This window comes from Pseudomonas sp. UBA6323, from assembly GCF_002439135.1.
Classification (GTDB): domain Bacteria; phylum Pseudomonadota; class Gammaproteobacteria; order Pseudomonadales; family Pseudomonadaceae; genus Aquipseudomonas.
Window position 1 is genome coordinate 79,371 of record NZ_DJSX01000059.1, and the last position, 12,822, is coordinate 92,192.

Here is a 12,822-nt window from a genome sequence, read left to right on the forward strand (position 1 = left end):
TCGCCCACCTTGTGAATCGGGCCTGCGCAGTGGCAGGCCTGTGCTGAATCTCGCGGAGCGTCTTCCCATGTCCGGCAATACCTACGGCAAGCTGTTCACCGTCACCACCGCTGGCGAAAGCCATGGCCCGGCGCTGGTCGCCATCGTCGACGGCTGCCCGCCCGGTGTCGAGATCTCCCTGGAAGACCTGCAGCGCGACCTCGACCGCCGCAAACCGGGCACCAGCCGCCACACCACGCAGCGCCAGGAAGCCGACGAGGTGGAAATCCTCTCCGGCGTGTTCGAGGGCAAGACCACCGGCTGCTCCATCGGCCTGCTGATCCGCAATACCGACCAGAAGTCCAAGGACTACTCGGCGATCAAGGATCTGTTCCGCCCGGCCCACGCCGACTACACCTACCACCACAAATACGGGATCCGCGACTACCGTGGCGGTGGCCGCAGCTCAGCGCGCGAAACCGCCATGCGCGTGGCGGCCGGGGCCATCGCCAAGAAATTCCTGGCCAGCCAGGGCATCGTCATCCGTGGCTATATGAGCCAGCTCGGCCCCATCGAGATTCCGTTCAAGACCTGGGATTCGGTGGAGGAGAACGCCTTCTTCAGCCCCGATCCGGACAAGGTGCCGGAGCTGGAGGCCTATATGGATCAATTGCGTCGTGACCAGGATTCGGTCGGCGCGAAGATCACCGTAGTCGCCGAAGGGGTGATGCCGGGCCTTGGCGAGCCGATTTTTGACCGCCTCGACGCCGAGCTGGCCCATGCGCTGATGAGCATCAACGCGGTCAAGGGCGTGGAGATCGGCGCCGGCTTCGCCTGCGTCGCCCAGCGTGGCACCGAGCACCGTGATGAACTGACCCCGGAGGGTTTCGTTTCCAACAACGCCGGTGGCATCCTCGGTGGCATCTCCAGCGGCCAGCCGATCATCGCCCACCTGGCGCTCAAGCCGACCTCCAGCATCACCACGCCGGGGCGTTCCATCGACGTCGACGGCAACCCGGTGGACGTGATCACCAAGGGCCGTCACGACCCGTGTGTCGGCATCCGCGCCACGCCGATCGCCGAAGCGATGATGGCCATCGTGCTGATGGATCACCTGCTGCGTCACCGCGCGCAGAACGCCGACGTGAACGTCACCACGCCGGTGCTGCCGCAGCTGTGATCCGGACTGTGGCATGAGCACGGCCCTGCCGTACTGGCGGCTTTCCGGTTTCTATTTCTTCTATTTCGCCCTGCTTGGGGGTACGGCGCCGTTTCTGGCGCTGTACTTCGATCACCTGGGCTTTTCCCCGGCGCGGATCGGCGAACTGATCGCCATTCCCATGCTGATGCGCTGCCTGGCGCCGAATCTGTGGGGCTGGTTGGGTGACCACACCGGCCAGCGCCTGCTGATCGTGCGCCTCGGCGCGTTGTGCACCCTGGTCTGCTTCGCTGGCATCTTTCTCGGGCAGAGCTATGCCTGGCTGGCGCTAATCATGGCCACCCATGCCTTTTTCTGGCATGCGGTGTTGCCGCAGTTCGAGGTCATCACCCTGGCCCATCTGCGCGAGCAGGCGGCGCGCTACAGCCAGATTCGCCTGTGGGGCAGCATCGGTTTTATCGTCGCTGTGGTCGGCCTCGGCCTGCTGTTCGAGTGGCTGAGCCTGGATGCCTATCCGGCGGCGCTGCTGGTAATCATGGCCGGTATCGTCATCAGCAGTGTCTGGGTGCCCAACGCAGAGCCTGTGCTGCGCCCGAGCACACTGGAGCCTGAGGGTTTTCTGCGCCAGTTGCGGCGCCCCGGCATTCTCGCGTTCTACATCTGCGTTGGGCTGATGCAGTTGAGCAACGGTCCGTACTACACCTTTCTGACCCTGCACCTGGAGGGCGTTGGCTACAGCCGCGGCGCCATCGGCCTGTTCTGGGCGCTGGGGGTGGTGGCGGAGATCCTGCTGTTCCTGGTTATGGCGCGGCTGCTGCAGCGATACTCGCTGCGCGCGGTGTTGCTGGCCAGCTTTCTGATCACCGCCGTACGTTGGCTGCTGCTGGGCAGTCTGCCCCAGTACCTGCCGGTGTTGCTGCTGGCGCAGTGCATGCACGCTGCCACCTTCGGCGCCTTCCATGCCGGGTGTATCCACTTCGTACAACGCAGTTTCGCCGACCGCCAGCAGGGACAGGCCCAGGCACTCTACGTCAGCCTGGCCGGCATCGGCGGTGCGCTTGGCGCGCTGTATGCCGGTTACAGCTGGAAGAGCCTGGGCCCGGCCTGGACTTTCGCCATCGCCAGTCTGGTAGCCTTGCTCGCAGCCTACGTCATTGCCACCCGTCTGCCGCCCGAGCGGCCCTGAATCGAGTGAACCCTTCATGAGCAGCCTCGCCGTCCACCTGCATACCTCACCGGAACTGCCGAACAAGGTTCTGAACCACGCCGATGACATCGCCAGCACCATGGCGGCGGCAGGCATCGACTATCGCCAGGTGGAGCTGCCGGCCGCGTTGCGCCCCGGCTGCGAGCAGGCGGAGTTCGATACGGCTTACGGCCTCTGGCTGCAGGCGTTGATGGGCGAGGAAGGTCATGTGCAGCAGGAGCTGTTCAACGTGCAGCGCAACCATCCGCAGAAGCTGGAGCTGCGTGCACGCCATCTGGATGAGCAGGTACAGGCCTCGGCCTGCGCCTGGTTGTTTCTCGGCGGTTTCGCCCAGCTCAGCGTGCACCTGGAAGGCTACGTCTACGTGCTGCAGGGCGAGCGTGGCGACCTACTGACCCTGCCGGCCGGCACTCGCCACTGGTTTGACATCGGCGAGGAGCCGCATGCGCTGGTGGTGCGCCTGGGCGAGAATGACGAGACGCCGGAGCGCACCGGGGACGATATCGCCAGGCGCTTTCCACGCCTGGGGGACTGACGCTTAGCCCCATGCCGCGCCTGATATGGGGCAAACCCTGCGGGAACCCCGGCTGGGCGCCGACTATCCTATGAAGGCAACCTTTCAGACAGGAGTGTCGTCATGGGTTCTATGTTCAATGGGCTGATTGGCCTGGTCATCCTGGCCCTGGATATCTGGGCCATCATCAACGTGATCAAGAGCAATGCCGAAACGGGCATCAAGATTCTGTGGATTCTGCTGATCGTGCTGTTGCCGGTGCTCGGCCTGATCATCTGGGCGCTGATGGGACCGCGCGGCAACGTCAGACTGTGAGTCGCCTCTGGCTGCTGGCTCTGGTGCTGCTGCCGCTCTGGGGCGCAGCGGCAGAAACTGCCGATGCCTGGCAGGCTCTGCGTGAGGGCCGCGCGCTGATACTCATGCGCCATGCCACGGCGCCGGGTACCGGCGATCCGGCCAATTTTCGTCTCGGGCAATGCGCAACCCAGCGCAACCTCAATGCGCAAGGGCGCGCCGAGGCACGGCGCTGGGGCGAGCTGCTCGCGCGTCAGGGCATCGAGCGACCACGGTTGCTCAGCAGCCGCTGGTGCCGTGCGTTGGATACCGCCAGCGGCATGCAGCGCGGCCCGGTGCAACCCTTCGCTGCGCTGGATTCGTTCTTCGGGCAACCCGAGGATGGCGCCGAGCAGACTGCCGAGCTGATTCGCCTGATCAACGAATTGCCAGCTGGTGCCCCCTTGGTGTTGATTTCCCACCAGGTAAACATCACCGCCTTGACCGGCATCTTCCCTGCTTCGGGTGAAGGGCTGATCCTTGCTTTGCCACTGCGCTTGCGCGCTGAACCGCTGGCGCGTATCCCCGCGCCATAGAAACGGCTACCAAGCCAGTTGCGCCTGCACAGGCTGCAACACGCCCTCTAGCTCCAGCAACTGCTGCTTGCGCGGCAGGCCGCCGGCATAACCGGTGAGGCTGCCATTGCGGCCAATCACACGGTGGCAGGGCACGATGATGGAGATCGGATTGGCGCCGTTGGCCGTTCCCACCGCACGCACGGCTTGTGGTCGGCCGATCACGCCGGCGAGGTCGGAGTAGCTGCAGGTGCGGCCATAGGGAATGGCCTGCAACGCCTGCCACACAGCCTGTTGAAACGCGGTGCCCCTGGGCGCCAGACGCAGGTCGAACTGGCGGCGCTTGCCGGCGAAGTATTCATCGAGCTGGCGGCATACGGCGTCCAGTTCGCGGCCGGCGGGTTGCCAACTTTCCTCGATGCGCCAGGGTCGGCTGTCCAGTTCCATCAATAGCAACTGCAGGCCATTTTCGTCGCCTGCGATAAACAATGGCCCGATGGGGCTGTCGTGATGACGGTAATGCATGGCTCAGCCTCCCGAATAGCAATGCCAGAGATGCGCAGCGGCGTAGGCCCGCCACGGGCGCCAGGCTTCGGCGCGGATTTTCAGGCGACGGGCGTCGATGCCCCCGGTTCCCCACACTGGCGCCTTGAGCAGGCCAAGATCGCTGGCGGGAAAGGCATCGGCCTCACCGAAGGCGCGCAGGGCGATGTACTCAGCCGTCCACGGGCCGATACCGGGCAGGGCGCATAGTTGCTCGATCAAAGCCGCGCTGCCGTCGCGCAGGCTCAGTTGCAGACTGCCGTCGGCAATGCGTGCAGCGAAATGCTGCAGACACTGCACGCGCTTTCCGGGCATGCCGATGCCGGTCAGATCCGCTTCGGCCAGCGCCTGCGGCGTCGGAAACAGGCGGCTGATGCCCAGCGCCTGTGGCGTCTCGATTGGCGTGCCGACACGCTGCACAAGGCGCCCGACTATGGTGACTGCCGCCTTGACCGTAACCTGCTGGCCGACGATGGCGCGCACCGCCTGCTCGAAAGGATCGAACGCCACTGGCAATCGCAGGCCAGGGTTGCGCAGCAGCAGCGGTGCGAGCAGCTCGTCAGTGCTCAGGTGGCGGGCAATCGCTTCCGGCTCGCTATCGAGATCGAACATGCGCCGCACGCGCTGCTCCAGCTGGTCGAGATGCGCGGGCGATGCGATGCGGCAGCGCAGCTCCAGCGCGTTCTGCCCCGGCAGCGGCGCCACCTGAAGCCAGCCTGAGGTGCCGTCGATGCTGAAACCGCGGCTGTAGCTGCCTGTGCTCAGCGACTCAAGGCCTGGGATCGCGCGCAGGGCGAAGTGGCCATGGAACTGTTGCCAGTCCCACGGTGGTAGATAGGGTAGAAGCAGCGTGATGATGTTCATGGCTGGCACCCTAGCTCGGCCTTGGCGACTTGTCAGCGTGAAGATGACTTTCAAACCGGAGTAGCGATCGCCTCGCCGACCGTCTGGCGATGGCGTTCAGAGTGGACAGCAGGACAACATCACCTACCCTAAGAGCTTTGCAGCGCGTATGATGCGCGCCCCTTCGATCATCAACTACTACACCGGGAGGTGCCCAAGATGACTGAGCACGAACAACCGCGTCCTGCAGGCGAGAAACTGCAGAAAGTTCTGGCCCGCCTCGGGCTGGCCTCGCGTCGCGAGATAGAGACCTGGATCGCCGAAGGTCGGGTCAAGGTCAATGGCGCCGCTGCGACCTTGGGTCAGCGCGTCGACGCCAACGACGCCATCGCCCTTGATGGCCGCCTGCTCAAGCGTGAAGAGATCACCGGTTCGGTTCGCCGCGTGCTGATCTACAACAAGCCTGACGGCGAGATCTGCACTCGTGACGACCCGGAGGGCCGTCCCACTGTGTTCGACCGACTGCCGCGTCCGAAAGAAGGTCGCTGGATCAACATCGGTCGTCTCGATATCAATACCACCGGCCTGCTGCTGTTCACCACCGATGGTGAACTGGCCAACCGCCTGATGCACCCGTCCTATCAGATGGACCGCGAATACGCGGTGCGTGTGCGTGGCGAGGTCACCGAGGGCATGCTGGAAAGCCTCAAGACTGGCGTCATGCTCGAAGACGGTCCGGCGAAGTTCACCGATATCAAGGAAGCGCCCGGTGGCGAAGGCTTCAACCACTGGTATCACTGCGTGGTGATGGAAGGGCGTAACCGTGAGGTGCGTCGTTTGTGGGAGTCCCAGGGGCTGGTGGTCAGCCGCCTGAAGCGCGTGCGTTTCGGCCCGGTATTCCTCACCTCCGAACTGACCATGGGCCGCTGGCGCGAGATGGACCAGCGCGAAGTGGACATCCTCAGCGCCGAGGTCGGCCTGACACCGCAGGCGTTGCCGGCGATGAAGGAAAAGACCCGCGACAAGCTCGACCGTCTGCAGCGCAAGTCAGCCAAGCCGGTCGAAGTGCGTGGCAAGCGCGTGCTGCGTCCGGCGAAGGACGAAGCGGGTGCCGAGGGCGCCCGCCCGAGCCGTGCGCCGCGCCGTGAAGATGCCGAGCAGCGCGCGCCGCGCGGCCGCAAGGAAAGCGCTGAGCGTCGTGAGGGTGGCCGTGGTACGCCGGTTGCCGAGCGTCCGAGTGATGTGAAGAAGCGTCAGCCACGTCCGGCCGTGGAGCTGTCCGAGCGTCCGGCGCGCAAGCCGCGTCCTGCGGCGCCGGGCAAGCGCCCGCCATCGAGTGATGGCCAGCGCCCAGGCTTTGGTCGCAAACGCTGATAAACGAAGAAGGGACTCCGCAGAGTCCCTTTTTTCATTCAAGCGCGGAGTTCATCCCTGGCCTCGCTGCTTTCAGCCGGCCATGGACAGGCGATTACGACCTTCGCGCTTGGCCACATAAAGGGCGTTATCAGCTCGGCGCAGCAGGCTTTCGGCGGACTCGCCCGGCAACAGGCTGGCGCAACCGAGGCTGATGGAGACGTCGATCGGGCGGCCGGCATCCAGGCATTGCAGTTCCAGCACCGCAAAGCGCAGGCGCTCGCCCACCAGCGCCGCTCCCTCACGGCTGGTGCCGGAGAGGATCACCAGAAACTCTTCACCGCCGAAGCGAAAAACCATATCGATATTGCGCAGCTGGTTCTTCAGGGTCTGGGCGACCGCCTTCAGCACTTCGTCACCGAGCGCATGGCCGTGGCTGTCGTTGATGCTCTTGAAGTGGTCGATGTCGAGCATCAGCAGAGACAGCGGCTGCAGATTGCGCCGGGCCAGGTCCACCTCGCGCTGCAGCACCTGGTCCATGGCGATGCGGTTGCCGGTGTCGGTCAGCGGGTCGCGCAATGCGCTTTGCAGCGCGGTGCGGTAGAGCAGGGCGTTGCGCAGCGGGAACAGCAGGCTGGCCAGCAGCGACTCCAGTTGAATCAGCTCGTCCTCGGCGAAGCGCTGCTTGCGGCGAAAGATCAGTTCGCCCAGGTATTGCCCCTCATGGCTCAGACGATAGCCCGCCGAATGCGGCGCACGCTCACCCAGCTCCAGGCGCAGGTCGTGGGAGGGATGCTGGAAAGCCAGTGCGTCGAGCGGCACCAGGCGCTGCACTTCGCGAGAGAACAGGTTGAGGATGCGCTCCACATCCAGGCTGGTCTGCAGCTGCAGGCTCAGATGATGGCGCAGCTCCACCAGGCTGGCGGGCTTGAGCGGCAGGTTGCGGCTGGCAGTAAAGCCGAGACGCTGCAGCTTGGCCGCGTCGAAATCGATGGTGTTGGAGTGGCTGGGGGGAACCATGGAGCTGAACCTCTGGCGCGATGGTGCGACAAGAGGGTTAGAGCGAATTCCATGCCAACTGTTTCTTAATTGATTTAATCCCTTTTAATTCAATGAGTTGGGTGTTTTTCAGCAAGCTGATCGGCAATCTCTTGCCGGTTGTCTGGCGGCAGTGCTGGCAATGTGCTGCCGCTTGGCAAGGGTTGCGGCGGATTTCTGTCGTGCCGTGGCCTGCTGTTCTGACGCGGGCCACGGCCCGGTGGTTATTGAGCGTCGAACGCCTGGCCATTAACGCCCTTGCTGTCCGGGCCCATCAGATAGAGGTAAAGCGGCATGATCTCTTCGGGCTGCGGACGGGTTGCCGGGTTCTCCCCAGGATATGCCTGTGCGCGCATGGCGGTGCGGGTCGCGCCCGGGTTGATGCTGTTGGCGCGCACGGTGGCGATGCCGTCCAGCTCGTCGGCCATTACCTGCATCAGGCCCTCCGTGGCGAACTTGGAAACCGCATAGGCGCCCCAGTAGGCGCGGCCCTTGCGACCGACGCTGCTGGAGGTGAAGGCGACGGAAGCATCCTGCGACAGTTTGAGCAGCGGCAACAGGGTGCTGCTGAGCATGAACATGGCATTGACGTTGACGTGCATCACGCGCATGAAGTTGTCGCCGGAGAGCTGCTCCAGTGGCGTACGCGGGCCGAGGATCGAGGCATTGTGCAGCAGGCCGTCGAGACGGCCGAACTCGTTCTCGATCATCACTGCCAGTTCGTCGTACTGGTGCGGCAGTGCGGTTTCCAGGTTGAAGGGAATCACCACCGGCTGCGGGTGACCGGCGGCCTCGATCTCGTCGTATACCTGGCTCAGATTGGCTTCGGTCTTGCCCAGCAGCAACACGGTAGCGCCATGAGCGGCAAAGCTCTTGGCGGCGGCTGCGCCGATACCGCGGCCGGCACCGGTGATCAGGATGACGCGATCCTTGAGCAGGTCGGGGCGGGCGGTGTAGTCGAACATGTGGGGATCCTTCGCAGAGCTATTGAGAGTAGGGCGGGTGCAACCCGCCAAATGGGAGAATGGCGGGTTTCACCCGCCCTACGTGATCAGCAGCCGCAGAGCGCGCGGTCGAGCACCGCACGCAGCTCCGATGGGTGATCGACGACGACGTCGGCGCCCCAATTGCGCGGGTTGTCTTCAGGGTGAATATAGCCATAGGTGACCGCTACGGTGCGGCAGCCAGCGGCGCGTCCCGATTCGATGTCGCGTTCGTCGTCGCCGATGAACAGCACTTCCTCGGGTTTGACGCCCAACTGCTGGCAGGCGAGCAGCAGCATGTCCGGCGCGGGTTTGCTTTGTTCGACATGATCCGGGCAGACCAGTACCGCCGAGCGCTCGGCCAGATTCAGGCGCTGCATGATCGGCTCGGCGTAGCGTACCGGCTTGTTGGTGGCCACGCCCCACAGCAGGCGCGCCTGCTCGATATCGCCGAGCAGGGCCTCGATGCCGTCGAACGGGCGGGTGAGCACCGCGCAATGTTCCTGATAGCGCTCGAGAAACTCCTGGCGCAGGGCTTCGAAGGCGGCCGAGTCCGGGGCCTCGTCGAAGGCGCGGGCGACCATGGCGCGCGCGCCGCCGGATACCTGGTCACGAATGGCTTTTTCGGCCAGCGGTGGCAGGCCGCGAGCGGCGCGCATGGCCTGGGTGATGGCGATGAAGTCCGGCGCCGAGTCGAGCAGGGTGCCGTCCATGTCGAAAAGAACTGCTTTCAAACGCATGCGGTTCACTCCTTGCGCAGCGTCTGGATCATGTAGTTGACGTCGACGTCGGCTTCCAATTTGTAGTGCTTGGTCAGCGGGTTGTAGGTCAGGCCGATGATGTCCTTGACCTCGAGGCCGGCTGCGCGGCTCCAGGCGCCCAGTTCGGACGGGCGAATGAATTTCTTGAAGTCATGGGTGCCGCGCGGCAGCAGGCGCAGGATGTACTCGGCACCGATCACCGCGAACAGGTAGGCCTTGGGGTTGCGGTTGATGGTGGAGAAGAACACCTGGCCGCCTGGCTTGACCAGCTTGTGGCAGGCGCGGATGACCGAAGACGGATCGGGCACGTGCTCGAGCATCTCCAGGCAGGTGACCACGTCGAACTGGCCCGGCATTTCCTCGGCCAGGGCTTCGGCGGTGATCTGCCGGTAGTCGACTTCGACGCCCGACTCCAGCTGATGCAGCCTGGCGACCGAAAGCGGTGCCTCACCCATGTCGATACCGCTGACGGTGGCGCCGCGCTGGGCCATGGCCTCGCTGAGGATGCCGCCGCCGCAGCCGACGTCCAGCACACGCTTGCCGGCCAGGCTGATGCGCTCGTCGATCCAGTTGACCCGCAGCGGGTTGATGTCGTGCAGAGGTTTGAACTCGCTTTCGCGGTCCCACCAGCGGTGTGCCAGGGCCTCGAATTTGGCGATTTCGGCGCGGTCGACGTTGCTCATAAGCATCTCTTTCAAAGCTGGAAAGCGTATTGCCGCTATGTTGCCAGTTTGGGAACGGGCATTGGGCGGCGTGGATTCGTTCAATGTATGTCAGTTTGTCGCAGTCGTTCCGTGAGCGTAGCCGGATGCAATCCGGGGCGGCTGCATTCTTCCCGGATTTCATCCGGGCTACCTTTTGGCAATCCTGGCTCCCCATTCCCTGGCCTTGGCGATCAGTTCGCCTTCGTCCATGCGCGTCAGGCGGCCATCCTCCAGCAGTTGTTTGCCGCCGACCCAAAGATGCTTCACGCAGTCGCGGCCGCTGGCGTAGATGAGCTGCGAGACCGGGTCGTAGATCGGTTGCTGGGCCAGGCCGGAAAGGTCGAAGGCGACGATGTCTGCCAGTTTGCCCAGCTCCAGCGAGCCGGTCTGGGTGTCCAGGCCCAGTGCACGGGCACCATTGAGGGTCGCCATGCGCAGGGCGCTGTGGGCATTGAGGGCGGTGGCAGAGCCAGCGACGGCCTTGGCCAGTAGGGCGGCGGTGCGGGTTTCACCGGGCAGGTCGAGGTCGTTGTTGCTGGCCGCGCCGTCAGTGCCGATGGCGACGTTGACGCCGGCCTGCCACAGGCGCTCGACCGGGCAGAAGCCGCTGGCCAGTTTCAGGTTGGACTCGGGGCAATGCACGATGCTGCAGTTGTGCTCCACCAGCAACGCCAGATCCTCGTCATCGATCTGCGTCATGTGCACCGCCTGGAAGCGCGGGCCGAGCAGGCCGAGGCGAGCGAGGCGCGCCAATGGGCGTTCGCCGTGCTTGGCGACGGCTTCGGCCACTTCCTGGGCGGTTTCGTGCACGTGCATATGAATGCCGGCATCCAGCTCGTCAGCCAGCACGCGAATCTGCTCGAGCTTGTCGTCACTCACCGTATACGGCGCGTGCGGGCCGAAGGCGATGCGGATGCGCGGGTGCTGCTTGAGGTCATCGAACAGTTGCAGGCCCTTGCGCAGCGCCTCGGCGGCGTTGAGGGCGCCGGGCACCGGGAAATCCAGCACGGGAACGGTGATCTGTGCCCGCACGCCGGCGTTGTGCACGCACTCGGCGGCCACCTGCGGGTAGAAGTACATGTCGGAGAAGCAGCTGATGCCGCCCTTGATCTGCTCGGCGATGGCCAGATCGGTGCCGTCGCGGACGAAGTCCTCGTCGACCCACCGACCTTCGGCGGGCCAGATGTGTTCGTGCAGCCAGGTCATCAGCGGCAGGTCGTCGGCAATGCCGCGTAATAGTGTCATCGCCGCATGGCCGTGGGTGTTGATCAGCCCCGGGGCGAGCAGGTATTGGGGGAGTTCCCGCACCTCCGTTGACGGATGGCGCAGCGCCTCGTCGCGTGGCGCAATCAGCGCGATCTGCCCATCGCGGATGCCCAGGCCATGGTCGCGCAGCACGACCCCGGCCGGCTCCACGGGCACCAGCCAGGTGGGCAGCAGCAACAGGTCGAGTGGGGCTTGGGGCATAGGCTGGGTCCGTGTGACTGGGTGGGTCTGGGAAGGTCGCCAGTGTATAGATGAACGCGCGTAGCTTGAAGTCGTGGGGATGTGCCGGATTGTTCGGCTGGTATCTGCCTGTCTGAGTATAATCCGCGGCTTTTTTGACGGTTATCAGGTGGAGTGCGCGATGCGCGAGCAATTGCTGGCGGTGGAGAAGGTTCAGGCGATCGAGTGGCGTGATGGCGCGCTGTATCTGCTCGATCAGCGCCTGTTGCCGCATCGGCAGGTCTGGCTGCGCTGCGATACAGCTGCTCAGGTGGTCGACGCGATTGGCGACATGGTGGTGCGCGGTGCGCCGGCCATCGGTATCGCCGGAGCCTATGGCCTGGTGCTGGGCGCCCGCGTTCGGCTGCAGGCTGGTGGAGACTGGCGTAAGGCACTGGAGGAAGATTTTGCCTGTCTGGAGCGCTCGCGTCCGGCGGCGGCGAATCTGTCCTGGGCGTTGCAACGCATGCGTGAGCGTCTGGCGCGACTCAAGGAAGGCGACGATGCCCTCGCGCTGCTGGAAGCCGAGGCGGTCGGTATTCATGTCAGCGATCGTGAGGCGAATCTGACCATGGCGCAGCTGGGTATGGAGCTGATCCGCCGGCACCAGGGTAACTCGCAGGTGTTGCTGACCCACGGCAATGCCGGTGCGCTGGCCACGGGTGGCTTTGGTACTGCGCTGGGGGTGATTCGTGCAGCGCATCTGGAAGGGTTGATCGAGCATGTCCATGTCGATGAGACCCGCCCCTGGCTGCTGGGCTCACGGCTGACCGCCTGGGAGCTTGCTGGCGATGGCGTGCCGGTCAGTCTCAATGTCGATGCGGCCGCCGCTCACTTGATGAAGACCAAGGGCATCACCTGGGTCGTCGTCGGGGCCGAGCGAATCACTGCCAACGGTGATGTCGTCAGCAAGATCGGCACCTACCAACTGGCGGTCAATGCCATGCACCACGGCGTGCGCCTGATGGTGGTGGCGCCGAGTTCGACCATCGACATGAGTAAGGAAAGCGGCGAAGACGTTCTGCTCGAAGAGCGTGACGGTTGCGAACTGCTGGAGGTGGCAGGCCAGCGTGTGGCGGCCGAGGTGCATGCGGCGAACCCGGTGTTCGACGTGACGCCGGCTGATCTGGTCGACTATATCGTGACCGAGAAGGGTGTGGTCGAGCGCCCCGACAATACCAAGATGGCGCAGTTGATGTGCCGCAAGCGCCTGCATTGACGCCGCCGCGCGTACGCCTTCGCGGGGTAGGTGTGTGGCACGCTTTGTGGTAATCTCCGGCAGTTTTCAAGGGGGCTGACCGCAGCCACCTTCACTGCATCGAATCGTGACATAACTCGTTGATTTGTCGTGAGTCGCTGATGGCCTGACGCTATCGCGACGTGCTCCATGGCGTTCCGGAAGAAT

General features: G+C 64.4%; 15 protein-coding genes. 7 read left to right on the top strand and 8 right to left on the bottom strand.

Annotated elements, in window-relative coordinates; genetic code table 11:
- The first annotated feature begins 67 nt into the window (after window positions 1–67).
- From aroC to B3P22_RS14035, 5 genes are all read left to right on the top strand, one after another.
- A complete protein-coding gene (gene aroC / locus B3P22_RS14015; RefSeq protein ID WP_296271385.1) occupies window positions 68–1,159 on the top strand; it encodes a chorismate synthase in 1,092 nt (363 codons plus the stop codon).
- 13 nt (window positions 1,160–1,172) lie between these two features.
- The gene (locus B3P22_RS14020) at window positions 1,173–2,324 is read left to right on the top strand and encodes an MFS transporter (protein WP_296271386.1); all 1,152 of its coding nucleotides are present in this window, start codon (window positions 1,173–1,175) and stop codon (window positions 2,322–2,324) included.
- Window positions 2,325–2,340: 16 nt separating this feature from the next.
- Window positions 2,341–2,880: an acireductone dioxygenase gene (locus tag B3P22_RS14025; RefSeq protein WP_296271387.1), complete on the top strand. Its 540-nt coding sequence runs from the start codon at window positions 2,341–2,343 to the stop codon at window positions 2,878–2,880.
- A 102-nt stretch (window positions 2,881–2,982) separates the two neighbouring features.
- Window positions 2,983–3,174 carry a PLDc N-terminal domain-containing protein gene (locus B3P22_RS14030; protein ID WP_197859325.1) on the top strand — a complete coding sequence of 64 codons (192 nt, stop codon included), beginning with the start codon at window positions 2,983–2,985 and terminating at the stop codon, window positions 3,172–3,174.
- Entirely contained in the window at window positions 3,171–3,728 is a 558-nt protein-coding gene (locus B3P22_RS14035) for a histidine phosphatase family protein (RefSeq protein ID WP_296271388.1), read from the top strand. Before B3P22_RS14030 ends, B3P22_RS14035 begins: the two co-directional genes overlap by 4 nt.
- Before the next feature lie 6 nt (window positions 3,729–3,734).
- On the opposite strand, the gene B3P22_RS14040 is transcribed toward B3P22_RS14035, so the two are convergent.
- A complete protein-coding gene (locus tag B3P22_RS14040; protein WP_296271389.1) occupies window positions 3,735–4,232 on the bottom strand; it encodes a methylated-DNA--[protein]-cysteine S-methyltransferase in 498 nt (165 codons plus the stop codon).
- A 3-nt stretch (window positions 4,233–4,235) separates the two neighbouring features.
- Entirely contained in the window at window positions 4,236–5,114 is an 879-nt protein-coding gene (locus B3P22_RS14045) for a DNA-3-methyladenine glycosylase family protein (protein WP_296271390.1), read from the bottom strand.
- Between the two features lie 198 nt (window positions 5,115–5,312).
- On the opposite strand from B3P22_RS14045, the gene rluB reads away from it, so the two are divergent.
- The gene (rluB, locus tag B3P22_RS14050; protein WP_296271391.1) at window positions 5,313–6,467 is read left to right on the top strand and encodes a 23S rRNA pseudouridine(2605) synthase RluB; all 1,155 of its coding nucleotides are present in this window, start codon (window positions 5,313–5,315) and stop codon (window positions 6,465–6,467) included.
- 72 nt (window positions 6,468–6,539) lie between these two features.
- Here rluB and B3P22_RS14055 read toward each other — a convergent pair whose 3' ends face one another.
- From B3P22_RS14055 to B3P22_RS14080, 6 genes are all read right to left on the bottom strand, one after another.
- Window positions 6,540–7,466: a GGDEF domain-containing protein gene (locus B3P22_RS14055; protein WP_296271392.1), complete on the bottom strand. Its 927-nt coding sequence runs from the start codon at window positions 7,464–7,466 to the stop codon at window positions 6,540–6,542.
- A gap of 37 nt (window positions 7,467–7,503) precedes the next feature.
- Window positions 7,504–7,734, bottom strand: a complete 231-nt coding sequence (locus B3P22_RS14060; protein ID WP_296271393.1) for a hypothetical protein — start codon at window positions 7,732–7,734, stop codon at window positions 7,504–7,506.
- Complete coding sequence (locus B3P22_RS14065) at window positions 7,709–8,449, bottom strand: YciK family oxidoreductase (RefSeq protein ID WP_197859331.1); 741 nt, start codon at window positions 8,447–8,449, stop codon at window positions 7,709–7,711. Before B3P22_RS14065 ends, B3P22_RS14060 begins: the two co-directional genes overlap by 26 nt.
- An 86-nt stretch (window positions 8,450–8,535) precedes the next feature.
- The gene (mupP, locus tag B3P22_RS14070; RefSeq protein ID WP_296271394.1) at window positions 8,536–9,216 is read right to left on the bottom strand and encodes an N-acetylmuramic acid 6-phosphate phosphatase MupP; all 681 of its coding nucleotides are present in this window, start codon (window positions 9,214–9,216) and stop codon (window positions 8,536–8,538) included.
- Window positions 9,213–9,911 carry a bifunctional 2-polyprenyl-6-hydroxyphenol methylase/3-demethylubiquinol 3-O-methyltransferase UbiG gene (gene ubiG, locus B3P22_RS14075; protein ID WP_296271395.1) on the bottom strand — a complete coding sequence of 233 codons (699 nt, stop codon included), beginning with the start codon at window positions 9,909–9,911 and terminating at the stop codon, window positions 9,213–9,215. The genes mupP and ubiG overlap by 4 nt, the downstream gene beginning before the upstream one ends.
- Before the next feature lie 168 nt (window positions 9,912–10,079).
- Window positions 10,080–11,399: a TRZ/ATZ family hydrolase gene (locus B3P22_RS14080; RefSeq protein WP_296271396.1), complete on the bottom strand. Its 1,320-nt coding sequence runs from the start codon at window positions 11,397–11,399 to the stop codon at window positions 10,080–10,082.
- 160 nt (window positions 11,400–11,559) lie between these two features.
- On the opposite strand from B3P22_RS14080, the gene mtnA reads away from it, so the two are divergent.
- Window positions 11,560–12,636: an S-methyl-5-thioribose-1-phosphate isomerase gene (gene mtnA, locus B3P22_RS14085; RefSeq protein WP_296271397.1), complete on the top strand. Its 1,077-nt coding sequence runs from the start codon at window positions 11,560–11,562 to the stop codon at window positions 12,634–12,636.
- The last annotated feature ends 186 nt before the right edge of the window (window positions 12,637–12,822 follow it).